Genomic DNA, 26159 nt, shown 5'->3' with positions numbered 1-26159 from the left:
GTGTTTACTTGCCGCACGCCGCGAGGATCGCCTCGGGCAGTGCAGACAGACTCAATTCACGCTCGACCGCGCCAAGTTCGACCGCCGACCGCGGCATGCCGTAGACGACGCACGTGTCCTTCGACTGGCCGAAGGTCCGCGCGCCCGCCTGGCGCATCTGCAGCAGGCCCTCGGCACCGTCGGATCCCATCCCGGTCAGGATCACCCCGACCGCCTGGGCGCCGCGTTTGGCGACCGACCGGAAGAGGATGTCGACCGACGGACGATGGCCGCTGACGAGATCGTCGGCCTTGAGGCGAACGACCCCCTTGGCACCACCGACGAGCTCCATGTGTCGCGGCCCACCAGGTGCAATATAGGCGGTTCCGGGCATCAACGGGCTTCCGTCGACCGCTTCGCGCACCGTAATCCGACATTCGCGGTCGAGCCGTTCGGCAAAACTCGCGGTGAACGTGCCGGGCATGTGCTGGACGATCAGGATCGGCGGGCAACCGGGCGGGAGTGCCGCGAGCAGCGAGAACAGCGCCTCGACGCCGCCGGTCGATGCCCCGATCGCGATCACCACGTCGTCGCGCGACTGCACCGTCATCTTTGCGGGACGGACGGTCGGCGTGACGCGGACCGCAGACCGCGCCGCGGCCTTGACCGTCGCGCGCAGCAGGGCTGCATCGCGCGCCAGTTCCTCGGGATTGCCCGACGGCTTGGCGATGCAGTCCACCGCGCCCAGCCGCAGCGCCTCGATCGTCACCGCCGCACCCTGCGCGGTCAGCGTCGAGCACATGACCACCGGCATCGGCCGCAGCCGCATGATGCGTTCGAGGAACGACAGGCCGTCCATCCCCGGCATCTCGATGTCGAGCGTGATGACGTCGGGTTCGAGATCCTTGATCATCTGTCGCGCGATGCTCGGCTCGGGGGCCATGCCGACCACCTCGATCTCGGGATCGGCGGACAGCACGCGGTTGAGCGCGGCGCGGATCGCGGCGCTGTCGTCGACGATCAGCGTACGGATGCGCCGCATTATCGTCCTCCCTGCTTGACGTAGATGGTCTGGCCGCAGCTCTGCATGATCTGCGCGGCGGACCCGAACAGCCGTTCCGAGTGGCCGATGTACAGGTGGCCGCCCGGGACGAGCAGGTCGACCAGCCGCTCCTCGAGTTCGGCCTTCGCGCGATCGTCGAAATAGATCATCACGTTGCGGCAAAAGATCGCGTCGTAGCGCTGGCGCATCGGCCAGGCGTCGAACAGGTTGAGCACGCGCGCCTGGACCAGCGCGCGCGCCTCTGCGGCGATCTCGAACTCGCCACCGGGCGCGGGCTTGACCCATGCCGAGCGATAGTCGGCGGGGATCGCCGCAACGGTCTGTTCCGCATAGGTCGCGCGGCGGACGCTTTCGACGACGTGCGGTGCAAGGTCGGTCGCCAGCAGCTTCAGGTCGGCGTCGCGCAGCCATCCGGCCGCCGAGCGGTCGCGCCCGAGCAGGCACATCGCGATCGAATACACTTCCTCGCCGCTAGAACAGCCCGCCGACCAGATCCGGACCGGAGCGGTACGCACGCGCTGTTTGAGCGTCGGAATCACGACGTTGCGGAAATGCTCGAAATGATGGTTTTCACGGAAGAAATGCGTGTGGTTGGTGGTCAGCGCGACGACCATCGCCGCGCGTTCCTCCTTGTTGGTCTGGACCAGACGCACATAGTCGCGAAAATTGGCGAGACCGTGCATCCGCAGGCGACGCGACAGGCGGCCGTGGACCAGCGTCTTCTTGATATCGGTCAGGTGGATCCGCGCGTCGCTCTGCATGATCGTCGCGATCGCGGCGAACTCGGCGGCGGCGAGCGGCGGACCGCTCCCCGAACCGGCGACGTCGGCTCCATCTGGCAGGGTGGCAGTGGTCACGCCGCGATATCCATCTGCCGGGTCAGACCGAGCGCCTCGAGATCGAGCAGCAGGACCATGATGTCGCCAGCAGCGCCCTGCGCTTCGGAGGCGCGGGTCTGCGTCTTGACCAGACCGGCGATCACGCTCGGTTCGCCGATCTCGACGTCGGGCGCGGGGCGGATCTCGTTGGCATCGATCAGGACGATGTCCGACACTTCGTCGACCAGGAACCCGGCCTGCTTGCCGGCGATGCTGACGACCAGGATGCACGACCGCGAGTGGATCGCGCTGGGCTCCCATCCGAGGCGCTCGGCGAGACCGATCACGGGGACGACCGTCCCGCGCAGGTTGGTGACGCCCTTGATATAGTCGGGGACGCCGGGAAGCGGAGTCGGCTCGTCCCATTCGCGGATCTCGATCAGCGACGACATGTCGATCCCGAAGATCTGCGTGCCGAGCGAGAAGGTGACGATCTTGCGTTCACCCGGGGCGTTGGTCGTGGTCATGCGGCGAGTCCTTTGGTGATGTGGCGAACGGAGGAAGACGGGCCGACGAGCGCTTCGATGTCGAGGATCAGCGCGATCGAGCCGTCGCCGAGGATCGTTGCGCCGCCGAGCCCGCGGATCGGATGCAGGTTCTGCTCGAGGCTCTTGATGACGACCTCGCGGCGGTCGTCGATCGTGTCGACCATCAGCCCGACATGGCCGGCGGTCTCGCTCTCGACGATGATGACCAGCGATTCCTCGGGCGAGCGGGCGTCGTTGTCGGCGAACCCGAAGGTGCGGGTGAGCCGGCGGACGGGGACGTAGTTGCCGCGCAGTTCGATCACCTCGCCGGTGGTCGTGGTCGGGCGGACCTGGCCGGGTTCGGGCTGGACCGTCTCGACGACGTTGGCGAGCGGCAGCACGAAGCGCTGGCCGGCGAGCCGCACGATCATCCCCTCGAGGATGGCGAGCGTCAGCGGCAGCACCATCGTGAAGGTGGTGCCCTTGCCGGGCACCGAGCTGATCTCGACGCGGCCGCCGAGCGCCTCGACGTTCGAGCGGACCACGTCCATGCCGACGCCGCGACCCGAGATGTTCGAGATCGTCTCCGCGGTGGAGAATCCGGGTGCGCAGATCAGCTGATCGATCTCCTCGTCGGACAGGACCGCGTCGGCAGCGACGATGCCCTTCTCGACCGCCTTGGCGCGGACGCGGACGCGATCGATCCCGGCGCCGTCGTCGGCGACCCGGACGAAGATCCGTGCGCCCTTCTGTTCGGCGGACAGGCGGATCGTGCCCTCGGGCGGCTTGCCGCAGGCGATCCGGTCGGCCGGGCTCTCGATGCCGTGATCGACCGCATTGCGGATCATGTGGGTCAGCGGATCGCCGATCTTCTCGATCACGCCCTTGTCGACTTCGGTCATCTCGCCGGTCGTCTCGAGCGTCACGAGCTTGCCGGTTTCGGTCGCCAGATCGCGCAGCATGCGCGGCACGCGGCTGAACGACTGCTTGATCGGCTGCGCGCGCAGCGACATCACGGTGTCCTGGATCTCGCGCGTCAGCCGCGAGAGCTGCGGCAGTTCGACACGTTCCTGATCCTTCGGGCTCAGGCGATCGGCGAGGATCGAGCCGCGGATGACGAGTTCGCCGACCAGGTTGAGCAGCATGTCGAGCTTGGTCAGTTCGACGCGGATCGTCTGCGACGCAGGCTCGACGCGCGGCGCTTCCGGGCTGGCCGGTGCGGCTACCTTGGCGGCAACGGGCGCGGTGGGCGGCGCGATGCTGGCGATCGACACGACCGGCGCGACGGGCGGCGGCGCCTGCGTCACCGGAGCGGGTGCTGCCGGGGCGACGCTGTCACCGCGGACGATCGTGACGACCGAATCCGGATCGACGAAATCGAAGCAGTCGGTGATCGCCGATTCCTCGATCGTCGCGGGGACGCTGACGGTCCAGCCGATATAGCTGTGCTCGGGATCCATGTCGCGCAGCGAGGGCAGCCGCGACAGGTCCGCGCCGATCACCGAGCCGCCGAGCAGTTCGAGTTCGCGGATGATCAGCATCGGCTCGCCGCCGTTGGAGAGCGCGGCGTTGGACGGCTGGAACGTCACTGTCCAGGGCGCGGCGATGTCGGGGGCGCTGTCGAAGTCGTCGAGCGAGACGCCGACGGGCTCGAACCCGAACGGATCGAACGATTCGATCGCACCGGCGATCGGCACGAAGCCGAACGGATCGGCATCGGTCTCTACAGGGGCGGGGGCGGGGGCCGCGACAGGCACGGCCGCATCCGGCGCGCCGCCGTTCTTGAGGACCTCGTCGAGCGCCTCCAGCGCTGCGGCATCGTTCGGGAGGCCGCGCGTGCCCTGTGCGGCCGCGACGTGATCCGACAGGATGTCGAACGCGGTCAGCATCACGCCGGTGACGCCGGGGGTCGGCGCGATGCGGCCGGCGCGAACCTCGTCGAGGACGTTCTCGAACCGGTGCGAGAAGGCGGTCAGCGCGGCATGGCCGAACGCGCCGGCGCCACCCTTGATCGAATGAACCGCGCGGAACACCCCGGCGATCACGCCAGCCGACACGTCGCCCGCGTTCATCGCGGACAGGCCGGTCTCCGCGGTCGTCAGACCTTCGGCGCATTCCTCGAAGAAGATCGCCTGGATATCGTCGAGATCATCGCTCATGGACATACCCGGCGGATCGCCGTCCCCAGTTTGGCGGCGTCGAACGGCTTGGTGATCCAGCCGGTCGCGCCGGCGCCGCGTGCGCGGGCCTTCTTCTCGTCGGAGAATTCGGTCGACAGGACCAGGATCGGCAGGCCGCGGAATTCGGGCACCGCACGGACCGCCTCGATCAGCTCGAACCCGTCCATCTCCGGCATGTTGATGTCGGTGATCAGCAGGTCTGGCTTGACCTCGTGCATCCGCTCGAGACCGTGACGGCCGTCATTGGCCGCCTCGATCGTGAAGCCCTGCGCGGTCAACGACGCTTTCAGGAGCATCCGCATGCTCGCCGAGTCGTCGACGGTAAGGATGGTCTTGCTCACGAATGGATTTCCTTCTGGTTGTCGAGACCGAGGGCGTCGGCCAGTCTGCAGGCCGTCACGCGCTCCACGAATGCGGGGCTGGGTTCGGCGATGGTGAAGCTGTGGCCGTTGGCGATCGCATCGGCATGCGCGGCGACCAGCAACTGCAGCGTCGCATGGCCGATGCTCTCGACACCCGAAGCGTCGATCACGATGTCGCCGTCGAAATCCGCCGCGAGGACCAGGCGGACGCCGATGTCTTGCGCGTGGACGGTCGTGCACTGACCGGGAAGTATCAGCGTACGATCCTCTGGGGGTTTCGCGTCTGCGGTGGCGGCGAGTGCCATGTCAGGCGGTGAGAGCGTTGAAATCATTTTTCGCCTCCTCGAGGGCGGTTTCTAACTGTTGGAAGGTCGGTGCCTTCGTCGATGGTGTCATGCGGCGGGCGATCTCGATCGCGACCTGCGTCGGCAGCCCCTGTGCGTGCGCGACGATCGCGCTCTTGACGATCAGGAACGGCTTGGCGTCGGCATCGATCGTCTCGTGCAATTTCGCGGCGAGCGGACCGACCAGGCAATAGGCCAGCATCACGCCGAGGAAGGTGCCGACCAGCGCGCCGCCGATCATCGCGCCGAGCACGTCGGTGGGCTGGTCGATCGATCCCATCGTCTTGATGACGCCGAGCACCGCGGCGACGATGCCGATCGCGGGCAGGCCGTCGGCCATCAGCTGGAGCGCATGCTGCGGCGCCAGCTCCTCGTGGTGATGGTTCTCGATGTCGTTATCCATCGCCTCGGCGATCTGGTGCGGATCCTCGAAGCTGACCGTCATCATCCGCAGATAATCGCAGATGAACGCTACCAGATGATGATCCGCGAGGATGCGCGGATAGCGACTGAAGATCGGACTTTCCGCCGGCGTATCCAGATGCGGCTCGATCCCGATCGCGCCGCTCCGCTTGAACGTCGACAGCAGCCCGAACAACAGCGTCAGCAGGTCGCGATAGTCGCTCTCGGTCCAGCGACCGCCCTTGAAGGTGCGGAGCAGACCTTTGCCGGCCTGCTTCACCGTCGGCACCGAGTTGGAGACGATGAACGCGCCGATCGCCGCGCCGCCGATCGCGACCAGCTCGTGCGGCAGCGCGTGCATCACGATATCCATCTTGCCGCCGGACCAGATGAAACTGCCGAACACGCATGCGAGGATGATGATGAAACCTATACCATTTACCATGGTCCGCGACCGTTCCTTCGTACCGGGTTTATGTTGTTATAGGAGGGCCGCAGGGCCTTCGGTCCGGCGCGCGGCATTAAGCGGCGACCAGATGGTCGCGCGTCATGTGGCCGTCCTGCCAATCGATTACCGCGAGGTAGTTGCGCAGGCGGCTTTCCTCGATCCGGGCGAGCAACGCATTGTCGTGGAGAGGTAACAGCAGCGCCGCGACCGCCTCGCTCCAGGGTGCGTCGGCGGCGAACACGACGCCCAGGCCGAACACCGCGGGGATATAGGCGAACGCCAGCGCGCGCCCATCGGTGGTGGCGTCGGCGACGAAATCCTCGACCGCGGTCAGCACGCCGTTGCGCGGGCCGCCCGCCTGCAACGCGAACGCGAACTGGCCCATGCCGCGAAAACCGCGACCGGGGGTCAGGTCGTCGCGGTCGAGCAATGCGCCCGCGGTGTAGCTGTGCGGATGGCGGTGCTCGGCGGGAATGCGGTCGGGCGCGTAATACATGTCGCGGCGCGCGCACGGCCAGCCGACGTCATGGAGGAAGGCGAGCAGCGGCTTGCCGTCGCGGCGTCCGATCCGATCGATCTCGGCGAGTTCGCGCGACACGGTGTGGTAGTTGTGATCGCCGTCGATCAGCCACGCATCGATTTCCGCCAGCCCGGGTACCGCGTCTAGGCTCGGCTGCGCGATATGGCGGACGCAGGGCGTGGCCGCGGCCCAGGCGGCGAAGCCGGGCGCGGGGGAGGGGTCGATGCTCGTCAGATGCCCGTCGATCGGCGCGAGGTGATCCGCAAGCCGGTGCGACATGCCGCCGAACTCCGCACCGATCTCGGCCACGTCGCGCGCGTCCGTGGCGGTCAGGCACGCGAGGATGGTTGCCGAGAATTCGGCCATCGAATGGATCAGCAGCTCGCTCATGCGACGGCTCCGGCGAGGACGGGGGCGTGCTGGTCGGTGCGCGGCGCGACGGGATCGCGCGGTACGATCGGACGGAAGACGATCGCCAGCATCATCGGGACGGTTTCGCTGCCGGGCGTGGGCGGCGGCGGCGGAACCATCAGGAACGCGTCGGGGTCGGTGCACTGGAACAGATGCGGCGCGACCTGTTCGAGCCCTTCGCACGACGGCATCGCGGGGATCGCCCGGGCGCTGGCCCTGGCATCGCCGACGAGGAACGCCTCGACGGGAAGAAAATGCGCGGACTCGATCTGCAGCCATTCATGCTCGCGGCCGAACTGCACGCCGACCGTATAGCGGCACGCGCCGACCGGGATCGCGGCGACGTGATAGCCGTCGTGCGTCGGCGTCGCGCGCACGCTGTCCGCGAACGCATCCTGCCCGTCGACCATCAGCACCGGGATATCGATCCCGGAATCGCAGAAATCGGCATAGCGGAGGTCGAGCCCGAAGCGGCGCTGCGCGAGATAGGCGAGGCTGGTCGGCAGGCCCTGACCGCGCAGTTCGGCGGGCAGATACATCCGGTCGCTGTTCTTGAGATAGAACAACCCGCGTTCGCGCAGGCCGCGGCTTGCGGTCGCCGGATCGAACAGCGTGATCATGTGATCGGTACCGAGATTGGCATCGTGTTCGAAGCGGGCGAACAGCGCGATCTCGTGCGGGAGCGGCAGGAACAGCAACCGGGCCAGTGCGGCGACCGCCGCCGGTTGCGTCGTCGTGGCCGCGTCGCGATCATGGCGGCGGATCGTCGCCGACCGTTCCGCCTGCGCAAACACGACGCAGCCCGCCTGGACGCGTTCGCGCGCCTCGCTCTGCTGGCCCTTGATGCCAGGGGTGCCGCGGACCGCGACGCCGTCCGCATAGTCGATCACCGACCCCTGCGATGCGGTGCAGAGCTGTTCGACGACGGCGATCGATCCGATCAGCGCGTCGAGCACGCCCTGGTCGTAGGTCGTCGCATCGATCATGCCGCATTTGTCGAGCCCGCTCGGCAAGGTCTCTGCGAGCAGCAGGTAGCGGCCTGCGACATGGATCCCGAACGCGTCGGACAGCACCGCTTCGATATTGTTCTGAACGCTGCCGTTATAGCCGAGATCGACGAGCATCAGCGTATCGCCGGGCGCGGGATCGACGAGGGCGCGGATATAGGCGATCAACCGGTCGGCGAACGCGCGGCCACGCTGTGCGATGCGCTCGGCCCAGGGCGCGGCGCCGATCGTTTCGGCGAGCGAATAGGCGCCGTTCTTGGTCGCGGCGTCGGCGACCAACGCGTCGGCTTCGTCCGCGTCGATCAGCAGCTGGCGAAGGAAATCCTTGCCCGATCCGTCGCCGATCTCGTCGACCACGAACCGTCGTGCCGCGCCCTCGCGGCCGAGCCCCGCGGCGATCGCGGTGAAGCGGCTGATCTCGACCGCGTGCGTGGTGCGATCGGGAAAGGCTGCGTCGAACACGAGCCGCGGCAGGAAGCCGTCGCGCATCAGGAACAGCAGGTGCGTCGTGCCGCCGCGCTCGGCCTGGTTCGCGTCCGCTTCGGTCGCGATCCAGTGCGCGAACGGCGTCATGATCGGGCCCAACGTGGCGAACCCGAGCGCTGCCGCGGGATCCTCGATCGCGGGCTCGCCGAGTGCGACGGCGGCACGGTGCGGCTGGAAGATCGCATCCGTGTCCGGCCCGGCGACGAGCGTGGCGACACTCCGCTCGAGCCGGTGACGCTGCACCGCGGTCTCGGTGAACTGGACCAGATGCAGCGCGCGCAGGCCGTGGCGGGCCGCGGACACCGCGTCCGCCACCGGGTTGTCGCCGATGTGCAGGATGCGGTCGGCGCGGACCGCGGTCTGGCGCAGGACGGTGTCGAACAATGCTTCGGCCTTGGCGCTGCGATGCTCGCACGAGCAGACAATCCGGTCGATCAGGTCCGCGACGTCATCGCCCGCCGCAGCGCGGATCAGCGTTTCGAGCTGATCGCGTTCGAGATAGGTATCGCTGACGATCATCACCTTCAGCCCGCGCCGCTTGGCCTCGCGCATCAGCGCAACGGTCGGCGCGAACGCGTAGCAATGCTGCGCCTCGACCAGGATCTCGTGGTTCACGTAGCGCTCGCGCGTGGCGGCATCGGCGTCGGGGAGCAGGGCTGCGTAGATTTCGCGCAGCGTGACTTCGCCCGAGCGGCGCTGCTCCAGCAATCGTGCTTTCCGCGCGGCGGCTTCGGCACGAATCCGCTGGTCGGACGACACGCCGTCTAGCAACGCGAAGATGTCCGCTGGCCTGTGGGTATCGCGCCACAACAGCGTATCGAAACAATCGAGCGACAGCATCGACAGTCCGCGATGGCCATCAAGGGCGTGCGGCAACTGGTGAGGCAGGATGGTCTGCATGGACGGGCTTTCCGGCTAAATGGCGTCCCGTGGTGCCGCCCGCAGCGGACCTGTGTGGAACCCCGCAGTGGGACATGACCATCTTATAGGACGCAACCGGCACCGCCGGCCGCTGCTGCGTCCTAGAATAGGGGAAAGACCGAACGGAGCTGCCGATGTCCACGTCCCCGATGTCCCTCAACGCGTATCAGCGTACGCGCACGATTACCGAGAGCCCACGCGCGACCGAATGCCGGCTGATGCGCCAGATCACCGGCGAGATGATCGCCGCGCGCGATGCCGGTGTGGTCGGCGTACCGCTGACCGCGATCCTGTTCCGCAACCGCGAAGTGTGGAACGCCTTCTCGACCGCGTGTGCGGCGCGCGGCAACCGCCTGCCCGACTCACTGCGCGCCTCGATCGTATCGCTCGGCCTGTGGGTCGATCGCTTCACGAGCACGGTCGTGGCCGGTCGCGACGACATCGACGGGCTGATCGACGTCAACCGGGCGATCATCCAGGGGCTCGAGGAGAACTGACTCGGTCGATCGTCGCATATCCGAATGCGACGATCGGGTGGCGATGCACGGCATCGGGCCTAGCCGCCAAGCGCGCGGTGGAGCTGGATGTGCGCGAGCGCCGACGCGACGCGCTGGCGAACGGCCGCGAGCTCTGCCGACAATGCCGCTTGGCGTGTGTCGAGCAGGGGTAGTGCGCCGATATCGCCGCGGGCGTAGCGCGCCTCGACCATCGCGACCGTTTGCCGCCGCGACGCCAGATCGCGATCGTAGAGTGTAGTGCGTTCGGTTGCGGCGCGCGTTGCGGACAGCGCGTCGTCGACTTCGCGCCAGGCGTTGAGGACGGTCTGGCGGTAGGCGATCGCGGCGCTGCGGTCTTCGGACCGACGCAGGTCGAGTTGCCGTTGCAAGCGTCCGCCGGAGAAGATCGGCAGCGACAGGCTGGGGCCGATGCTCGTGCTGCGCGCGTTCCAGGCGAAATCGGCGAGGTTCAGCACGTCGATGTCGAACAGTCCGGTCAGGCTGATCTTCGGATAGAAATCGGCCTGCGCGACGCCGATCTGCGCGGTCGCCGCATGAAGCCGCGCTTCGGCCTCGACGATATCGGGGCGGGTCCGTGCGACCTCGGAGGGCAGGCGCGCCGCTATCGCCGGCAGCGGCCTGAGCGGTGCCAGGGTGGTGCGCTCGAACGGGACGGTATCCGGTGTGGCCCCAACCAGGATCGCGAGCGCGCGCTGCGTCGTGGCCGCCTGATGGTCGAGCTCGACGATATCGCCGTGCAGCGCACGCAGCTTCTCCGCGGTCGCCGCGCGATCGATCGGCGTCGCGAGACCGCGGTCGAGCAGCGCGCGCGCGATCGCGGCGTTGCGCTCGGCGAGCCCGACGCCGTCCTGCGCGATGCGGCGTTCCTCCCACAGGCCGCGTAACTGAAAATAGGTGCGCGCTACCTCGGCTTCGGCCGACAGGCGTACGCCGCGCGCGGCGGCTTCGGTGGCTGCGACCGACGCTTGCGCCGCCTCGGCCTGGCGACGATGACCGCCCCAGAGATCGAGTTCCCAGCTTGCGCCGACTCCGACGCTGTAGAGATCGAAGTCGACGCCCTTGGGCGGGGCGGCCGTCGGGGTGACGCCGAGCAGCGTCTGCGTGACCGAGGCGATCCCCGCGGTGCCGACCCGCTCGCGGCTGTAGCCCGCCTGACCCTCGACCTGCGGCGCCCCGGCGGCGCGGGCCTGCCCCCGTTCGATCCGTGCGGCGGTGATCCGCTCGATCGCCGCCGCGATATCGAGGTTGTCCGCGCCGGCGCGCGCCTCCAGCGCATCGAGCACCGGATCATCGAAGCTACGCCACCAGCGCGCATCGGTGCTAGCCGACACCGGGGTCGCCCCCTGCCAGACCGTCGGCAGGATCGGCGCGGGGGGCGTGAAGTTCGGGCCGACCGTGCAGCCCGCCAGCGCGGCGGCGAACAGCAGCGGCAATGCCCGCGTGATTTTTGGATCATGCATCGTGGTGGTCCTGCTGCGGAAGGCTGGATGTGCGATCGAACGCGAGCGCGTAGAGCGCGGGCAGGGCGACCAGCGTGAGGATCGTCGCGCCGATCAGCCCGCCGATCATCACGATCGCCATCGGTCCCCAGAAGATGTTGAAGCACAGCGGAATGAACGCCAGCACCGCCGCCAGCGCGGTCAGCACGACCGGACGCGATCGCCCGATCGTCGCGGCCCTAATCGCCGCGTGCAGGTCCATGCCGTCTGCCTGGTTGTGCGTCACCTGATCGACCAGGATGATCGAATTGCGCATGATCATCCCCGCCAGCGCGATCAACCCGAGCAACGCGACGAACCCGAACGGCGCGCCCGTCACGACCAGCGCGGCGACCGCGCCGATCAGCCCGAGCGGTGCGGTCGCGAGCACCAGCAAGGTGCGGCCGATGCTCTGCAACTGGATCATCAGCAGCACGAGCATCAGCGCGAAGGTGACCGGCAGCAGCGCATAGATCGCGTCGTTCGCCTTGGCGGACAACTCGCTGTCGCCGCCATCCTCGATCCGGTAGCCAGCGGGCAGCGATGTCGCGATCGCGGCGACGCGCGCGGCGGCGGCGTCGACGACTTCGGACGCCTGCACGTCGCCGGTCATGTCGGCCTGCACGGTCATGCAGAGTTCGCCGTTGCGCGTCCATAGGATCGGCTGTTCTGTGGTCGCGCCGATCCGCGCGACTTGGCCTAGCGGGACCGGACCGCCCGGCGTGCTCACCGCCATATCGGCGAGCCGCCCCGGATCGGCGCGATCTGCCGCCGTGCCGCGCACGACGATGCCGATCCGCTTGGTCCCGCGGAGCACGTCGCCCGCCGGCTGGCCCGACATCATCGTCGCGACGTCACCCGCCAGCCGCGCGCGATCGAGCCCGAGCCGCGCGACCCGCTCGGCGTCGAGATCGAGCCGCATCGCGACCGATGGCGTCCCCCAGTCCGCCTGGACCGCGGTCGTCCCCGGCGTCGTGCGCAGTACTGCCTGCAGCCGTGCGGCTATGGTCCGCAACATTTCCGGATCGGGGCCGATCACGCGGTATTGCACGGGAAAGCCCGCACTTGGCCCGAGCGACAGGCGGCGGATGTGGAGCTTGGCCTCGGGGGACGCGTGGTTCGCCAGCAGCCGCGCGATGACGCGTTCGCGCGCATGAAGGTCGGTGGCGACCAGCACCATCGTCGCGGTCGCCGGGTCGGGCAGCGAGGGGCCGTAAGGCAGATAGAAGCGTGGCGAGCCCTGGCCGATATAGCTGTCGGCCTGCGCGATATCGTGGTCCTTGGCGATGTTCGCTTCGATCCGCTTTACCGCCGCCGAGGTTGCGGCGAGCGAGGACCCCGGTCGCAGGCTGACGTCGGCAATGATCTCGGGGCGGTCCGATACGGGAAAGAATTGCTGGCGGACCAGCATCGCGCCCGCGAGACTCGCGACCAGCAGTGCCGCGGTCACCGCGACCACTGTCTTCCGGCGCGCCAAGCACGCATCGACAACGCTGGGCAGTCGTCGATAGACTGGCGTGTCGTAGATCGCGTCCGCGTCGTGATGCGCGTGCGCCTCGGGAAGCAGCCGCACACCCAGATACGGCGTGAATACGACCGCAACGACCCAGCTGACCAGCAACGCCGACCCGGTCACCCAGAAGATTCCGCCGGCATATTCGCTGGTGGTCGATTGCGCGAACCCGACCGGCAGGAAGCCGACGATCGTCAGCAGCGTGCCGGTCAGCATCGGGAACGCGGTGTGCGTCCACGCATAGGCGGCGGCATCGGCCCGGCTCGCGCCCTTTTCGAGCTGGACGACCATCGCCTCGACGCTGATGATCGCGTCGTCGACCAGCAGCCCGAGCGACAGGATCAGCGCGCCGAGCGAAATCCGCTCGAGTCCGATCCCGCTCGCCCCCATGAACAGCGCGACGATCGCGAGCGTCAGTGGGACGGACAGCGCGACGACCACGCCGGTCCGCCAGCCGAGCGTCACGAACGCGACCAGCAGGACCACCGTCAGCGCGCAGAAGAACTTGATGAGGAACGCGTTCACCGCTTCGCGGATGTTCTGGCTCTGGTCCTCGACCTGGGTCATCGTGATCCCGGCGGGCAGCGTGTGGCCGAACGTGGCGGCGACCTGCGACAAGTGCTTGCCGAAGCCCAGCCCGTCGGCACCCGGCGCCATCGCGATCGCCAGCACGACCGCAGGCTTCGCCGCATCGCGGACCAGCCCGTCGGGCGGATCGGCGTAGCCGTTACTGACAACGCCGACGTCGCCGACGCTGATCGTCCCGTTCGCAGCAGGGATAGCGGTGGTCTCGACCGTATCGACGCCGTCGACCGTACCGCCGATCCGGACGGGGACACGCATCGAGCGCTCGACTACCCCAGCGGGTGCGACGCTGCTGCGCTTCGCCAGCGCCTGCACGACGGCGTCCGGCGACAGCCCCAGCGCGGCGAGCCGGCGGGAGTCGACATCGACGAACAGCCGGCGCGGTACCTCGCCGGTGATCTGCACCTTGCCCGCGCCGGGGATGCGCAGCATCGCGTCGCGTGCCTGTTCGGCCAACGCCACCAATCGCGCATTGTCCGCGCCGGTCAGCGTGAAGACATAGCCGTAGACGTCGGCATAGTCGTCGTCGGCGACAACCGTCGCCCCCGCGGGAAGCCCCGGCTCGAGATCCTTCAGCTGCTTGCGGACCTGTTGCCAGATCACCGGCACGCGATCCTTCGGCGCGCTGTCCTTCAGCGACACGCGGATCACGCAGCGACCGTCGACGCAGTAGGTCTGGAGGAAATCGAGGTCTTCGGTCGCCCGCAGCCGGCGTTCGATCGGGTCCGCGACCTGCGCGCGCATCTGCGTCGGCGACGCACCAGGCCACGACGCCGCGACGATCATCTCCTTCAGCGTGAAGGTCGGATCCTCGTCACGCCCCAGCGCGAAGAACTGCGCGGCGCCGGCTGCGAACAGCAACGCGATCAGGAAGCCGACGAGCGCGGGATGGCGGATCGCCCAGCGCGACAGGTTGAAGCGGTCCATCGCTCAGTTGCCGCCCGCGACGAGGCCGGCCATGACGACGCGCTGCCCTTCCGACAGCGTATCGCCACCGTTTGCGACGATCTGCTGGCCATCGGACAGGCCCGAGACGATCGCGTCGTCGCCGCGCAGTTCGACCAGATGTACCGGCTGGCGGTGGACACGGTCGCCGCCCCTGTCGCCGCCCCCGTTGCCGGCCCCGTTGCCGGCCTTGTCGTCGACGCTCGACAGCGACCAGACGTGCGGCTGGTTGCCCCGTGCACCGAGCGCGGTCAGCGGCACGCGGATCGTCGCCTTCGGATCGGGCATCCGCAGCGTGAGCGTCGCCGAGCTGTTGAACGGGATCTGCGAGACGTCGCCGAGCACGCTGAACCGCGCGGTCCGCAACCGCAGCGCGCCGTCCGCCGCCGGTCCGACCAGTCTCAGCCGGGCCTCGGCGATCGTGTCGGGCGCGGACCAGAAGCTGGCATCCGCCATCGTCCCGCTGGCAACCTGCACGCGCTCGGGCAGGCGAACTTCGATTTCGAGACCGCCCGCGGCCAGTCTGACGACGGTGGTGCCGGCATCGACCACGGTACCCGATTCGACGGTGCGTTCGGTCACGACGCCGTCTTCTGGGGCGATCAGCACCGCGTAGGCGAGCGTCGCTCGGCTGTGGTCGAACGCCGCGCGCGCCGCATCGCGCTTCGCCGCTGCGGCACTCGCCGCCAGCGCGCGGTCGCGGACCTCGGCGGCTGACAACGCGCCGATCCCGTCGAGGCCAGTCGCACGTCGTGCCGCGTCGCCCGCGCGGATCGCCTCGGCGGTCGCGGCGGCAAGTTCGGCCCGCGCCTGTCCGGTATCGGCGATCGCCTCGGCGTGCGAAAGGCGGGCGAGGACCTGCCCGGCGCGGACGTGATCGCCGACCTGCACGTTCAGCGCGAGGACGCGGCCGCCGGTCTTGAAGCCGAGCGCGATATCGCGGCGCGGGCGCAGGACGCCGTCGAACGTCGCGGTCTGTCCGCCAGCGTGATGGATGGTAACCACGTCGACCAGCGTGGCGTCGGATCTGGGCGATACGACCGGTTCGGAGGAACAGCCGGCGCAGGCGAGGAGGGTCAGACCGGCGGTGATCAGCTTGGTCTGCAGCTTGCTCGGCAACCCGGTCGGGGCAGTGGAAATCATCGGCATCGTCGCGTCCCGTTGTGAACGCGGTCGCCCTGCCGATTTGGACCGACCCTGGCCTGCCGATCCTCAAAACCGACCAGTCATTTCCGAAAACGACCGGTTCCGCCTCCTGTAAACCGGCGTCGCTAGCCTTCCAGGTGCCGCCGTCGAAACGCGCTGGGGGTTTCGCCGAGGCGGTCCTTGAACACGCGGTTGAACATGACGAGGCTGCCGAACCCCGCGTCCATCGCGATCGTCAGGATCGGCACGTCCTTCTGCGAAGGGTCGGCGAGCGCGCTGCGGACTTCGGCGATCCGGTGTTCGTTGAGGTAGTCGCTGACGTTGCGATAGCCGAGCCCGCCATTGATGTGCCGCCGCACGCGGTATTCGGGTGTCTCGACGCGCGCGGCGATCATTCCGATCGTCAGGTCGGGATCGCGGTAGGCGCGGTCTTGCGTCATCATCGCCGCCAGGCTCTGGCCGAGACCGACGTCGAGCGGTTCGGGCGCCGCGACAGCTGGAGCTTCACCGACCACCGGGGCGGCATCCGCGCTCAGGAAAACCTCGGGGTGGCGCAATCCGAACAGCAGCGCGCTGATCACGAACGTGCCCATGAACAGCCCGGCGGCGGCGGTCATTCCGGAAACGGCCAGTTCGCCCGTCGCGCGACCGACGATCTCGCTGCCGAGGAGCCACAGGATGATGAGCCCGATCGACACCACGAAGATCGTCCGCGCCTGCCGCCGCGCCTCGACCAGATCGCCCTGCCGATTGCGCCATGCGAGCCACTGCGCGTGGACCGCGAACGCCATTCCCCCAACATAGGCCGCGATATCCAGCCCCTCGATCGGTGCCGCCAGCCCGCGCCCCTGTAGGCTGACGTACAGCGTGCAGCCCAGGAACGCCGCCGCCGGCGCCATATCGATCGGCTTGGGTCTGAACGCATCGTCGAACCAGGCGCGCGCGAACAGCCAGAATAGGGGAATCGCGGCGCTCGAACTCAGATCGAGCAGCGGATCGAACGCGGTCGGCGCATGCGGCAACCCCGCCAGCGTACCGACCACCGTACACAGCGTCAGCGCCAATCCGAACCGACTCGGCAACGACGCCGGCGACCGCGCGAACACCACCGCCGCCAGCATCAGCAAGCCGATCGCACCGCCGCGACACAGGAGATCGAGCTGGAGAATCACCGTCGACGATACCGGGTCATGCTGGCCATCAGCGGCGACAACCATGCCGTCGCCGGTATGTCCAGTCCTACCGTTTGCGGTCGTTTCGTGCAGACTAAGACGTGCGCGGGCGGGGTCGTCGTCGGGGCGGGCAGGCGACGCGTCGCAAATCCGGACTGCGGGTCATGTTCGTGCCGCGCGCAGGCGCCGACGAAGCAGCATCGTCACGATCGGCTGGGGAAGGACGGTGGCAATGCGCACCAGCCAGCTTATCAAAGCCGGAAAGCGATAGTCGCTTCGTTCGGTGCGGAGCGCGCGGACAATATGCGCGAAGCCGCGTTGCTCGGAGATTTCGAACGGCGAAGGCATGGCATGCCCCTGCGTTCGCGCGGTGGCGACGAAGCCGGGGTAGATGCTGATGAAACGTAGGCCGTGATCGGCGAACTCGACGCGACACGTGTCCATCAGCAACCGCATCGCGCCTTTGGCGGCAGAATACGGCCCTTGCAGCGGCACGCCCATCAAACCAGCGAGCGAATTGGTATGCGCAACCATGCCGGAACCCTGACGCATCATATGGTGAAGCACCGGAAACAGGTAGTTGACGCAGACGTCGTAATTGCTCCGCATATAGTCTTTGACCGCGCCGACGCCGATCGTCCGCAGGTCGAGATCGGGAGCGCCGCCGACGTTCATCAGCAGCAGGTCGATGCGACCGAACCGTGCGATCGTGGCCTCGACGACCGCAGCGGCTTCGTCCTCGCGCAGTGCGTCGGCGGGGTGGATCATGCAGACACCGCGGTCGAGCGCGATCTCCGCTGCGAGGCTTTTCAGTTCGCCGGCCCGTCGCGCGGTCGCGACGATCGTTGCGCCTTCCGCGGCTAGCCGTCGCGCGACACCGCGGCCCATGCCGCTCGACGCGCCGACGATCAGCACGACCTTGCCCGCGAAGATCACCGGCCGTCGCCGAGCGGCTTCAGCCCGGCCACCAGCCGCATCGTCAGCCGCGCAGCGGTGCCCCAGGGCGGGCCGATCCGTTCGAACATGTTGATCGGCCCGGCCTTGTGCACGGCGCGCGCATGACTGAACCGGAGGAAGCCGTCGCGGCCGTGATAGGCGCCCATGCCGCTTGCGCCGATGCCGCCGAACGGCAGGCTGTGCTGTGCGACATGGAGCAGCGTGCCGTTGATCGTCACGCCGCCCGAGGTGGCGCCATCGAGGATCCTGCGCTGCATCGCCGCGCCATCCGCAAAGCAGTAGAGCGCGAGCGGTCGCGGGCGGGCGCGGACGAAGGCCAGCGCCGCGTCGAGCGTGTCATAGGGTTTCACCGGCAGCACCGGGCCGAAGATCTCCTCGCGCATCAGCGTGCAATCGTCGGGCGCACCAAGAACCACGGTCGGCGCGATACGGTGCCCGGTCGGGGCCGGCGCGGGATGGGTGAGGATTTCCGCACCACCGTGCCGCGCCTCCTCGATCGCGTTGGTCAGCCGCTGGTGGTGTCGTGCATCGATGATGTTGCTGTAGTCGCCATTGCGCTCGATCGTCTGGTAGCGGTGCACGGCAGCGGACAGCACGCCGTCCGCGAACCGGCGCGCCGAGGCGGCCGGCACCAGCGCGTAATCGGGGGCGACGCAGGTCTGGCCGGCGTTGAGATAGCGACCGAAGGCGATCGACCTGGCGGCGCGGTCGATCGCGAAATCGGGGGCGACGATTGCCGGGGACTTGCCGCCAAGCTCCAGCGTCACCGGCGTCAGATGCTCGGCGGCGGCGCGCAGGATATGGCGCCCGACTTCGGTCGATCCGGTGAAGACGAGGTGATCGAGCGGCAGTCCCGACAAGGCCTGCGACACCGCGACGCCGCCCTGCACGACGGTCAGGCGATCGGCGTCGAACCGGTCCGCCACGAGGCGTGCCAGCAGGGCGGCGAACGCCGGGGAGGCTTCGGACGGCTTGACGATCACGCGGTTGCCCGCCGCCAGCGCATCGATCGCCGGTCCCAGCGTCAGGAACAACGGATAGTTCCAGGGCGCGATGACGCCGATGACACCGAGCGGCTCGTAGCGGACCCACGCGGTGCCCGGTTGCAGGCTGAGGTCGACGCGGCGCGGCGAGTCGCGCATCCATGTCTTCAGGCGTACACGGCTGTGGCCGATCGCGGTGATCAGCGGCACGATCTCGAGGATGTCGGTTTCGGTCCTCGACCGCCCGCCGAAATCGTCGGAGATCGCCTCCACCAGTGCGGCGCGTCCCTCGATGAGCAGCCCGTGCAGCGAATCGAGCAGCGCCTGACGGATCGGCGCACTGGCCGCGACGTCGTCGCGGGAGGCGCGATGTTGGCGATCGAACGCGGTGCGCAACGCCTGCACTTCGGGGGTCATGGCAATCCTTTCATGGCGTCTCGATTTGCGTGTCTCGACGACTTCCTTCGATCGTATGACGAACGCTATTCCCTAACAAGAGCGATGATCATATTTAGATATAGCTATATACATCAAGCTTGATAGGATGATCACATAGACTCGCCAAAGAGGTCGATGGCATGAGGGAGAGGATCGCTATGGACGACCGCGACAGGTTCGCGCCGGCAGCGGCTGGTGCGCCGACGTCCGATCCCTATCGGCGCTATGTGGATGCGCTGGGCACGGTGCGGCTGCCCGCAGCGTTCGTCGACCTCGACGCGCTCGACCGCAATGGCGACCGTCTGGGCATGCGGGCGCGCGGCATGCCGGTCCGGCTCGTCACCAAGTCTATCCGGTCGGTGGGCGTGCTTCGCTATCTGCTCGACCGGTTTCCCTATCTGCAAGGATTGTTGTGCTTTTCGCCTTCGGAGGCAGCCTGGCTGGCATCGCAAGGGTTCGACGATCTCGTCGTCGCCTATCCGACGGTCGAGCCGAGCGAGATCGCGCGCGTCGCGGCGGCGGTGCAGGGCGGCGCGTCGATCACGCTGATGGTCGACGATGTCGCGCAGCTCGACGTCATCGATCGCTGTGCTGCGGCGGCGGGAACCTCGCTCGCGGTGGCGATCGACATGGATGCCTCGACCAGTTTTCCCGGTTTGCGCTTCGGTGTCTATCGGTCGCCGGTCGCGACCGCGAAGGCGGCGCTCGCGCTGGCCGACGCCATCGCCCGGCGGCGCCATCTGCGGCTCGACGGCGTGATGGGTTATGAGGGGCAGATCGCCGGGCTCAACGACGCGGTGCCCGGCCAGCGGGTGCGCAACCGCATCATCCGGACGCTCAAGGCGCGCTCGATCCGCGACGTGCATCGGCGCCGCGGCGCGATCGTCGCGGCGCTCACCGCGGCGGGGCATAGCCTGCGGTTCGTCAATGGCGGCGGCACCGGCAGCTTCGAAAGCACCGCGCGCGATCCGAGCGTCACCGAGCTGGCGGCGGGGTCAGGCTTTTATCTGCCGGGGCTCTTCGATCATTATGCGGTCACGCTGGGCGAGCCCGCGGCGGGCTTCGCGCTGCCGGTGACGCGGCGCCCGGCACCCGGGATCGTGACCTGTGCGGGCGGCGGCTATCCCGCGTCCGGTCCGATTGGCCCCGACCGTCTTCCCAAGCCGTGGCTGCCGACCGGTGCCACGCTGATCGACAACGAGGGTGGCGGCGAGGTGCAGACGCCGGTGCGGCTCGGCACTGCCGACGCGCTGCCGCTCGGTGCGCCCGTCTTCTTCCGTCACGCCAAGGCGGGTGAGCTGTGCGAGCGGTTCGACACGCTGCTGCTCATTCGCGGCCACGACATTGTCGACCGCGTCGCGACGTATCGCGGCGACGGGCAATGCTTCTTCTGACCTGCAACGACAGGCGGGCCGTCGACCGGACCCGCGAGGACCGACGCCAACGCAAAAAAAGGGGATGACGATGAAACGGTCTATCTTGCACCATAGTGTGGTCCTCGTCGCGCTCGCCCTATCCGCCGAGGCGCACGCGCAGCAGGCCGCGGCCGGCCAGCCTTCCAAGCCTGCGCCCACGCCCGCACCCGGGGACGGCGATATCGTCGTGACGGCCCAGCGCCGGTCCGAACGCCTCCAGGACGTGCCGATCGCGGTCACCGCGATCACCGGTGACGACCTGCGCGAACGCCGCATCGCCGACGTGCTCGACCTGTCGGGGCGCGTTCCCGGCCTCCAGATCCGCTCGGCGGACAATGGCGCCAACCCGCGCATCTTCATCCGCGGCGTCGGCCTCAACGATTTCAACCCGGCGACGGCGAGCGCGGTCGGCATCTACGTCAACGGCGTCTACGTCGCCTCGACGCTGGCGCAGCGCGATGCGTTCTTCGATCTCGGCCAGGTCGAGGTTCTGCGCGGCCCGCAGGGAACGCTGTACGGCCGCAACACCACCGGCGGCGCGATCAACGTCACCACGCGCCAGCCGGGCACGACGCCCGAAGCCGACCTGTCGCTCGATTACGGCCGGTTCAACGCGGTGACATTGCAGGGCGGGATCAGTGCGCCGGTCGCGACCGACCTGGCGGCGGTCCGCATCGCCGGTCTGTATCAGCGCGACGACGGGTACATGCGCAACACGCTGACCGGCAACCGCGGCAACAACGTCGACCGCTGGGCGTTGCGCGGCAGCGTCCACCTGACGCCGTCGAGCACGGTGACCGACGATCTCACCGTCAATGCTAGCCGTTCGACCGGTGGATCGCTCCAGGCCTATGCGCGCACGCTGATTCCGCAGACCGCGGCGGCGACCGGCGCCGATGGCTTGTGCACGCCCGCCTTCTACACCTCGGGCCAGTGCACCAACATCCTGGGTTACGCCAACACCAGCCGCAATCTGTACGAGGGCGCCTATCGCTTCGAAGGGCGCGACCGGGTCAGCCTGTTCGGCACCGGCAACACGCTGTCGATCGATCTCGGGCCAGTCAGCCTGATCGCGGTGACCGGGTTCCAGCATGCCAGCCGCAACGATCAGGAGGATACCGACGCCAGCCCGGTACCGGTCGTCGCCGCCTCCTATATCACCCGGCAGGACACGGTCAGCCAGGAACTGCGCGTGCAGTCCAACGGCCACGACCGGCTGCGCTATGTCGCCGGCGTTTATTATGCGCACGACCTGATCCGCAACGCGTCGTCGCTCGACGTGCTGCCGGTATTACGCGCGCCGACGCCCGACAATCCGAGCGGGGTCGACCTCGTCGCGGGGATCGGCGACTTCGCGTGGCCGTCGCGGCAGGTGACGAACAGCTATGCCGGTTTCGGGCAGCTCGATTTCGATCTCACGCCGCGGCTGACGCTCACTGGCGGGCTACGCTATTCCGCCGATCGCAAGCGCTTCGACTATCGCGCGGAGGCCGCCGGGGGAACGATCCCGCTGTTCACCTATGCCGATGCCAAGACGTTCGGCTCGTGGTCGGGGCGCGCCGGGCTGCAATATCGCTTCAGCGACGCCGCCAACGTCTATGCGAGCTATAATCGTGGCACCAAGAGCGGCGGCTTCTTCAGCGGCTTCGCGCAGGACCCCTCGCTGATCGGGCCCTACAAGGACGAGACGGTCGACGCGTATGAAGTCGGTGCCAAGACGCAGTGGCTCGACCGACGGTTGGGGCTCAACGTGTCGGCCTTCTATTACGACTACCAGGATCTGCAGGTCTACACGTCGGTGGTCCAGGGGCTGATCACCACGCAGCTCTTCACCAACGCCTCGGCGGCGCGGATCTACGGCGCCGAACTCGAACTGACCGCGCGACCGGTCGATGGCCTCAACCTCAGCGCCTCGACCTCGCTGCTCAGCGCGACGTATCGCGACTTCATCTCGCAGGGGGCCGACTATTCGGGCAACCGTCTGCCCTCGGCGCCCAAGGTCAGCGTGCAGGGAAGCGCCGAGTATCGCAAACCGATCGCGACCGGCGCGATCGTCGCGCGCGCGGATGTCTCCTACCGCAGCAAGGTGTTCTTCGACACGTCCAACGACGCACGGCTGACCGATCGCGCGCGCGCCTTCGTCGACGGGCGGATCGGCTGGCAGTTCGCCAAGGACCGCTACGAGGTCGCGCTGTGGGTCCGCAACGTCTTCGACGTGCCGGTCATCTCCGACATCACGCCGCTGCCTGCGCTGGGCTTCGATGCGGTCGTCGTCGGACGGCCGCGGACCTTCGGTCTGTCGTTGCGGGCGAACTATCGATGATCGCGCCGGATACGACCCGTTCGGCCTATGTCGCCGCGTTCGTCGTCGGCGTGTACGGCGTCCTCATGGCGGGCCTTGCCCCGTTGCTGCTCGGCACGCTGGTCGCGGAGGGGCATCTTACCGCGGCGCAGCTCGGGCTCGCCGCCACGGCCGAGCTGGTGACGATGGGGCTAGCGGCGGGCGCGGCGGGGTTCGTGACCGAACGCGTCGCGCCGCGCATGGTCGCCTTGGCCAGCGTGGTGGCGATCATCGTGCTCGACGTCGCGACCGCCAGCGCGACCGGCGGCACGGTCATCCTGCTGCGCGCGCTGGCCGGTGCGCCCAGCGGCATGCTGGTCGGCATCGTCACCGCGATGATCGTCCGATCGGCGCAGCCCGCGCGCCAGGCCGGGATGTATCTGACGATCCAGACGGTCGCGCAGCTGGCCTGCGCCGCGCTGATCAGCGGCCTGGTCGCGCAGCATCACGGCGCGGCGACGGGGTTCTTCGCGATCGCCGCGCTCGGCGTGCCGGTCGCGATCGTCGCGATGGGGACGCCGGTGCGGCTGGCGCCGTTCGCGGCGAACCACGGCATGGGACTGCCCGATATCCGGGGATGGCTCGCGCTCGCGGCCGCGTTCTGCTTCTTCGCCGGCATCCTCGGCATCTGGATCTATTTCGAGCCGCTCGCGCATCAGGCCGGACTCTCGTCCGGCACCGGAGGCCTCGCGGTGGTGCTCGCGCTTGCCGGACAGGTCACGGGCGGCATCCTAGGCGCGGCCACGGTCCAGCGCTGGGCGTGCCGCGTCGTGCTGATCGGCGCGACCGCTGCGCTGATCGTCGCAGCGGCGATATTCGCGACGTTGCCCGGTCGGACCGCATTCCTGGCGACCGCGATCGGCTTCGGGATGCTCTGGGCGTTCGCTAGCCCGTATTTCACCCGGCTGCTGATCGATGTCGACCCGACGCACCGTGCCGCGATGCTCGGGTCGGCGGCGCTGCTGCTGGGGTGCGCGACCGGTCCGAGCGTCGCGGCGCTGAGCGTCAGCGATGGCGACGTCCGTGGCTGCCTCACGCTCGGTGCCGGACTGCTCATCGTCACCGGCGGCATCGTGCTGCTGCTTCCCCTACTTCGGCGCGTGGGGTCCCCTGCGTTTGCCGTGCAATCGAAAGACCGATCATGACCGAGTGGACCAACTGGTCGGGCAGCGTCGTCGCGCGGCCCGCCACGATCGCGCGTCCGCGCGGGCTCGACGAACTGGCCGAGGTTGTCACGGGTGCGCGGCAGCTGCGGATGGTCGGGGCCGGCCATTCCTTCATGCCGCTGTGCCAGACCGAGGGTACGCTGCTGTCGCTCGCCGATCTCGAAGGCGGGATCGAGGTCGCCGCGGATCGCCGGTCGGTCTGGGCCCCCGCGGGCTGGAGCCTCGCACGACTGACCGACGCGCTCTGGGCGGAGGGGCTGTCGCTCTACAATCAGGGCGACGTCAATCCGCAGTCGCTCGCGGGCGCCGCCGGCACCGGCACGCACGGGACCGGCGAGACGCTCGGCAGCATCTCGACGCAGGTTACCGGCGTCCGCCTGATGCGCGCCGACGGCACGCTCGTGACCTGCGACGCGCAGACCGAGCCTGCGCTGTTCCAGGCGCAGCGCCTCGGTCTCGGCCTGCTCGGCGTCGTGGTCGCGATGCGGCTCGCGGTGCTGCCCGCCTATCACCTCGAGGAACGCGTCGAACGCTGGCCGCTCGACACGGTACTCGACCGGTTCGACGAACTGACCGCGGCGTCGCGGCATATGGAGTTCTGGGTCTTTCCCTATGCCGACTACGTCATCCTCAAGCGGCTGCATCCGGTCGAGCCCGAAGGCCCATATCGCCACGCCAACGACGTCAACGAGGGGGCTTTCCGCCTGGCGTGCAACATCTCGCGCCGCGTGCCGGGGCTGATCCCCAAGCTGCAGCGCGGAATGATGCAGGCGATCGGCGGGCCCAAACGGCGTGTCGGCCCCGCCTATCGCATTTTCGCACAGGAGCGGACCGTGCGTTTCGAGGAGATGGAATACGAGGTGCCGCGCGCCGACGGGCTGGCGACGCTGCGCGAGGCGCTTCGCTACGTCCGCGAGGCGCGGCTGCCGCTCGCCTTCCCGTTCGAGGTTCGTACCGTCGCGGCCGACGATATCTGGCTGAGCCCGTTCCATGCCGGGCCGTGCCTGTCGATCTCGGTGCATCAATATGCCGGGATGCCGTGGCAGAAGGCGTTCGCGGCGCTCGAGACGATCCTGCGTGATGCCGGTGGTCGTCCACATTGGGCGAAGCGTCACACGCTCGATTCCAACGCGGCGCATGCGCTGTATTCCCGGCTGTCCGACTTCCTGACCGTGCGTCGCGACGCCGATCCGGAGGGCAAGTTCGTCAATCGCTTCTTCGACCAGCTGTTCGCGATCGGCGGGTGAGCGGGCGAACGACCAACGCCGGTTTGCGTTTGGCAACGGGGTGAGCCAGAGCGGCGGCGTTATGGTCGAACCCCGCCGCCTACCCATGCAGGAGCGCAGCATGCGCCGCCGCGAGGCGATCCTCGTCGCGGCGCAGGACCTGCTCGTCACCGAGAACCCCGAGGATCTCGCGATGCGTGAAGTCGCGCGCCGCGCCGAGATCTCGATCGGCTCGCTCTACCAATATTTCCCGTCGAAGCCTGCGATCCTGCGCGCGCTGGTACTGCGCAACCTCGACAAGGTCGGCGCGCTGCTGCGGACCGAGGTGCATGCGCTGCTCGAGGATCATGGCGGGCGCCCGACGATCGCCCAGGCGGTCGACCGGATCATCGACGCGTATGTCAGCCATTATCGCAGCCATCCCGAGGCGATCGCGGTGTGGGCCGGCGCGCAGGCCGATCTCGAACTGCGCCGGCTCGACGTGATCGACACGCGCGCGACCGCCGACTTCATGGTCGCGCCGATGATGATCCTGTTGTCGTCGTCCGACCGCGACAAGATCCTGTCGGCGGCGTTGCTCATCACCGAGCTCGCCGGCCATGCGATACGGCTGGCGATCGCGCTCGAACCGCCGCTGACCGACCGGATCGTCGCGCAATTCAAGACGATGGTGATCGCCGTCCTCGAAGCCAATCGCGAGCCGAACTAGGGCTGCAAACGACCAGTTTGCCACAGATGGCGCGTGCGGAATCGAGGTTGGTCGCGCCGCCATGCGGGGGGCGCTCCGTGAAATGGCGATGTCGTCGAG

21 protein-coding genes are annotated in these 26159 nt (G+C 68.3%); 6 read left to right on the top strand and 15 right to left on the bottom strand.

Translation table 11 applies throughout. The features are described 5' to 3' along the window. Positions 1 to 4: 4 nt before the first annotated feature. The 9 genes from C8J43_RS00685 to C8J43_RS00645 all read right to left on the bottom strand — a co-directional run bounded on the left by C8J43_RS00685 (position 5) and on the right by C8J43_RS00645 (position 9447). Positions 5 to 1021 (bottom strand): chemotaxis response regulator protein-glutamate methylesterase, encoded by a 1017-nt coding sequence (locus tag C8J43_RS00685; protein WP_060527504.1) that lies wholly within the window; start codon positions 1019 to 1021, stop codon positions 5 to 7. After that, positions 1021 to 1899 carry a protein-glutamate O-methyltransferase CheR gene (locus C8J43_RS00680; protein ID WP_133029356.1) on the bottom strand — a complete coding sequence of 293 codons (879 nt, stop codon included), beginning with the start codon at positions 1897 to 1899 and terminating at the stop codon, positions 1021 to 1023. The genes C8J43_RS00685 and C8J43_RS00680 overlap by 1 nt, the downstream gene beginning before the upstream one ends. Beyond that, entirely contained in the window at positions 1896 to 2387 is a 492-nt protein-coding gene (locus C8J43_RS00675; protein WP_056055703.1) for a chemotaxis protein CheW, read from the bottom strand. Before C8J43_RS00675 ends, C8J43_RS00680 begins: the two co-directional genes overlap by 4 nt. Continuing rightward, positions 2384 to 4546 (bottom strand): chemotaxis protein CheA, encoded by a 2163-nt coding sequence (locus tag C8J43_RS00670; RefSeq protein ID WP_133029355.1) that lies wholly within the window; start codon positions 4544 to 4546, stop codon positions 2384 to 2386. The genes C8J43_RS00675 and C8J43_RS00670 overlap by 4 nt, the downstream gene beginning before the upstream one ends. Further along, positions 4543 to 4908: a response regulator gene (locus C8J43_RS00665; protein WP_056055708.1), complete on the bottom strand. Its 366-nt coding sequence runs from the start codon at positions 4906 to 4908 to the stop codon at positions 4543 to 4545. The genes C8J43_RS00670 and C8J43_RS00665 overlap by 4 nt, the downstream gene beginning before the upstream one ends. Next, positions 4905 to 5261 (bottom strand): STAS domain-containing protein, encoded by a 357-nt coding sequence (locus C8J43_RS00660; RefSeq protein ID WP_243645349.1) that lies wholly within the window; start codon positions 5259 to 5261, stop codon positions 4905 to 4907. The genes C8J43_RS00665 and C8J43_RS00660 overlap by 4 nt, the downstream gene beginning before the upstream one ends. Continuing rightward, positions 5236 to 6120, bottom strand: coding sequence for a flagellar motor stator protein MotA (gene motA, locus C8J43_RS00655; RefSeq protein WP_056055714.1), 885 nt, complete (start codon positions 6118 to 6120; stop codon positions 5236 to 5238). The genes C8J43_RS00660 and motA overlap by 26 nt, the downstream gene beginning before the upstream one ends. Before the next feature lie 76 nt (positions 6121 to 6196). Next, on the bottom strand, positions 6197 to 7033 hold the full coding sequence (locus tag C8J43_RS00650) for a class I SAM-dependent methyltransferase (protein ID WP_133029354.1): 837 nt from the start codon (positions 7031 to 7033) through the stop codon (positions 6197 to 6199). Then, the gene (locus C8J43_RS00645) at positions 7030 to 9447 is read right to left on the bottom strand and encodes an HAD family hydrolase (protein WP_133029353.1); all 2418 of its coding nucleotides are present in this window, start codon (positions 9445 to 9447) and stop codon (positions 7030 to 7032) included. The genes C8J43_RS00650 and C8J43_RS00645 overlap by 4 nt, the downstream gene beginning before the upstream one ends. A gap of 170 nt (positions 9448 to 9617) precedes the next feature. On the opposite strand from C8J43_RS00645, the gene C8J43_RS00640 reads away from it, so the two are divergent. Continuing rightward, complete coding sequence (locus C8J43_RS00640; protein WP_133029972.1) at positions 9618 to 9965, top strand: flagellar biosynthesis regulator FlaF; 348 nt, start codon at positions 9618 to 9620, stop codon at positions 9963 to 9965. Positions 9966 to 10024: 59 nt separating this feature from the next. Here C8J43_RS00640 and C8J43_RS00635 read toward each other — a convergent pair whose 3' ends face one another. The 6 genes from C8J43_RS00635 to C8J43_RS00610 form a co-directional block, all read right to left on the bottom strand. Beyond that, positions 10025 to 11446, bottom strand: a complete 1422-nt coding sequence (locus tag C8J43_RS00635; RefSeq protein ID WP_133029352.1) for an efflux transporter outer membrane subunit — start codon at positions 11444 to 11446, stop codon at positions 10025 to 10027. Further along, a complete protein-coding gene (locus C8J43_RS00630) occupies positions 11439 to 14489 on the bottom strand; it encodes an efflux RND transporter permease subunit (RefSeq protein ID WP_133029351.1) in 3051 nt (1016 codons plus the stop codon). Before C8J43_RS00630 ends, C8J43_RS00635 begins: the two co-directional genes overlap by 8 nt. 3 nt (positions 14490 to 14492) lie before the next feature. Continuing rightward, complete coding sequence (locus C8J43_RS00625; RefSeq protein WP_133029350.1) at positions 14493 to 15656, bottom strand: efflux RND transporter periplasmic adaptor subunit; 1164 nt, start codon at positions 15654 to 15656, stop codon at positions 14493 to 14495. Positions 15657 to 15778: 122 nt separating this feature from the next. Beyond that, entirely contained in the window at positions 15779 to 16870 is a 1092-nt protein-coding gene (locus tag C8J43_RS00620; RefSeq protein ID WP_133029349.1) for a helix-turn-helix domain-containing protein, read from the bottom strand. 117 nt (positions 16871 to 16987) lie between these two features. Then, the gene (locus C8J43_RS00615; protein ID WP_133029348.1) at positions 16988 to 17761 is read right to left on the bottom strand and encodes an SDR family NAD(P)-dependent oxidoreductase; all 774 of its coding nucleotides are present in this window, start codon (positions 17759 to 17761) and stop codon (positions 16988 to 16990) included. Next, positions 17758 to 19182 (bottom strand): coniferyl aldehyde dehydrogenase, encoded by a 1425-nt coding sequence (locus C8J43_RS00610; protein ID WP_133029347.1) that lies wholly within the window; start codon positions 19180 to 19182, stop codon positions 17758 to 17760. Before C8J43_RS00610 ends, C8J43_RS00615 begins: the two co-directional genes overlap by 4 nt. A 179-nt stretch (positions 19183 to 19361) precedes the next feature. Between C8J43_RS00610 and C8J43_RS00605 the strand changes: the two genes are divergently transcribed. From C8J43_RS00605 to C8J43_RS00585, 5 genes are all read left to right on the top strand, one after another. Beyond that, positions 19362 to 20597 (top strand): amino acid deaminase/aldolase, encoded by a 1236-nt coding sequence (locus C8J43_RS00605; RefSeq protein ID WP_133029346.1) that lies wholly within the window; start codon positions 19362 to 19364, stop codon positions 20595 to 20597. Positions 20598 to 20667: 70 nt separating this feature from the next. Then, the gene (locus tag C8J43_RS00600) at positions 20668 to 22941 is read left to right on the top strand and encodes a TonB-dependent receptor (protein WP_165899521.1); all 2274 of its coding nucleotides are present in this window, start codon (positions 20668 to 20670) and stop codon (positions 22939 to 22941) included. Then, on the top strand, positions 22938 to 24104 hold the full coding sequence (locus C8J43_RS00595) for an MFS transporter (RefSeq protein ID WP_133029344.1): 1167 nt from the start codon (positions 22938 to 22940) through the stop codon (positions 24102 to 24104). The genes C8J43_RS00600 and C8J43_RS00595 overlap by 4 nt, the downstream gene beginning before the upstream one ends. Beyond that, positions 24101 to 25372 (top strand): D-arabinono-1,4-lactone oxidase, encoded by a 1272-nt coding sequence (locus C8J43_RS00590; protein ID WP_133029343.1) that lies wholly within the window; start codon positions 24101 to 24103, stop codon positions 25370 to 25372. Before C8J43_RS00595 ends, C8J43_RS00590 begins: the two co-directional genes overlap by 4 nt. Before the next feature lie 100 nt (positions 25373 to 25472). Beyond that, complete coding sequence (locus tag C8J43_RS00585; protein WP_165899520.1) at positions 25473 to 26060, top strand: TetR/AcrR family transcriptional regulator; 588 nt, start codon at positions 25473 to 25475, stop codon at positions 26058 to 26060. Positions 26061 to 26159: the final 99 nt, after the last annotated feature.

Source organism: Sphingomonas sp. PP-CE-1G-424, assembly GCF_004341085.1.
In the GTDB taxonomy this organism is placed as follows: Bacteria; Pseudomonadota; Alphaproteobacteria; order Sphingomonadales; family Sphingomonadaceae; genus Sphingomonas.
This window is presented reverse-complemented; position numbering and strand designations above follow the sequence as displayed.

What these genes read in the sequence shown, in the direction of transcription:
- C8J43_RS00610 (WP_133029347.1), bottom strand. Translation starts at nt 19,182, where the DNA reads ATGACCCCCGAAGTGCAGGCGTTGCGCACCGCGTTCGATCGCCAACAT.
- C8J43_RS00645 (WP_133029353.1), bottom strand. Translation starts at nt 9,447, where the DNA reads ATGCAGACCATCCTGCCTCACCAGTTGCCGCACGCCCTTGATGGCCAT.
- C8J43_RS00670 (WP_133029355.1), bottom strand. Translation starts at nt 4,546, where the DNA reads ATGAGCGATGATCTCGACGATATCCAGGCGATCTTCTTCGAGGAATGC.
- C8J43_RS00660 (WP_243645349.1), bottom strand. Translation starts at nt 5,261, where the DNA reads ATGATTTCAACGCTCTCACCGCCTGACATGGCACTCGCCGCCACCGCA.
- C8J43_RS00625 (WP_133029350.1), bottom strand. Translation starts at nt 15,656, where the DNA reads ATGCCGATGATTTCCACTGCCCCGACCGGGTTGCCGAGCAAGCTGCAG.
- C8J43_RS00630 (WP_133029351.1), bottom strand. Translation starts at nt 14,489, where the DNA reads ATGGACCGCTTCAACCTGTCGCGCTGGGCGATCCGCCATCCCGCGCTC.
- C8J43_RS00635 (WP_133029352.1), bottom strand. Translation starts at nt 11,446, where the DNA reads ATGCATGATCCAAAAATCACGCGGGCATTGCCGCTGCTGTTCGCCGCC.
- C8J43_RS00595 (WP_133029344.1), top strand. Translation starts at nt 22,938, where the DNA reads ATGATCGCGCCGGATACGACCCGTTCGGCCTATGTCGCCGCGTTCGTC.
- C8J43_RS00650 (WP_133029354.1), bottom strand. Translation starts at nt 7,033, where the DNA reads ATGAGCGAGCTGCTGATCCATTCGATGGCCGAATTCTCGGCAACCATC.
- C8J43_RS00585 (WP_165899520.1), top strand. Translation starts at nt 25,473, where the DNA reads ATGCGCCGCCGCGAGGCGATCCTCGTCGCGGCGCAGGACCTGCTCGTC.
- C8J43_RS00600 (WP_165899521.1), top strand. Translation starts at nt 20,668, where the DNA reads ATGAAACGGTCTATCTTGCACCATAGTGTGGTCCTCGTCGCGCTCGCC.
- C8J43_RS00590 (WP_133029343.1), top strand. Translation starts at nt 24,101, where the DNA reads ATGACCGAGTGGACCAACTGGTCGGGCAGCGTCGTCGCGCGGCCCGCC.
- C8J43_RS00685 (WP_060527504.1), bottom strand. Translation starts at nt 1,021, where the DNA reads ATGCGGCGCATCCGTACGCTGATCGTCGACGACAGCGCCGCGATCCGC.
- motA (WP_056055714.1), bottom strand. Translation starts at nt 6,120, where the DNA reads ATGGTAAATGGTATAGGTTTCATCATCATCCTCGCATGCGTGTTCGGC.
- C8J43_RS00675 (WP_056055703.1), bottom strand. Translation starts at nt 2,387, where the DNA reads ATGACCACGACCAACGCCCCGGGTGAACGCAAGATCGTCACCTTCTCG.
- C8J43_RS00640 (WP_133029972.1), top strand. Translation starts at nt 9,618, where the DNA reads ATGTCCCTCAACGCGTATCAGCGTACGCGCACGATTACCGAGAGCCCA.
- C8J43_RS00620 (WP_133029349.1), bottom strand. Translation starts at nt 16,870, where the DNA reads ATGGTTGTCGCCGCTGATGGCCAGCATGACCCGGTATCGTCGACGGTG.
- C8J43_RS00605 (WP_133029346.1), top strand. Translation starts at nt 19,362, where the DNA reads ATGGACGACCGCGACAGGTTCGCGCCGGCAGCGGCTGGTGCGCCGACG.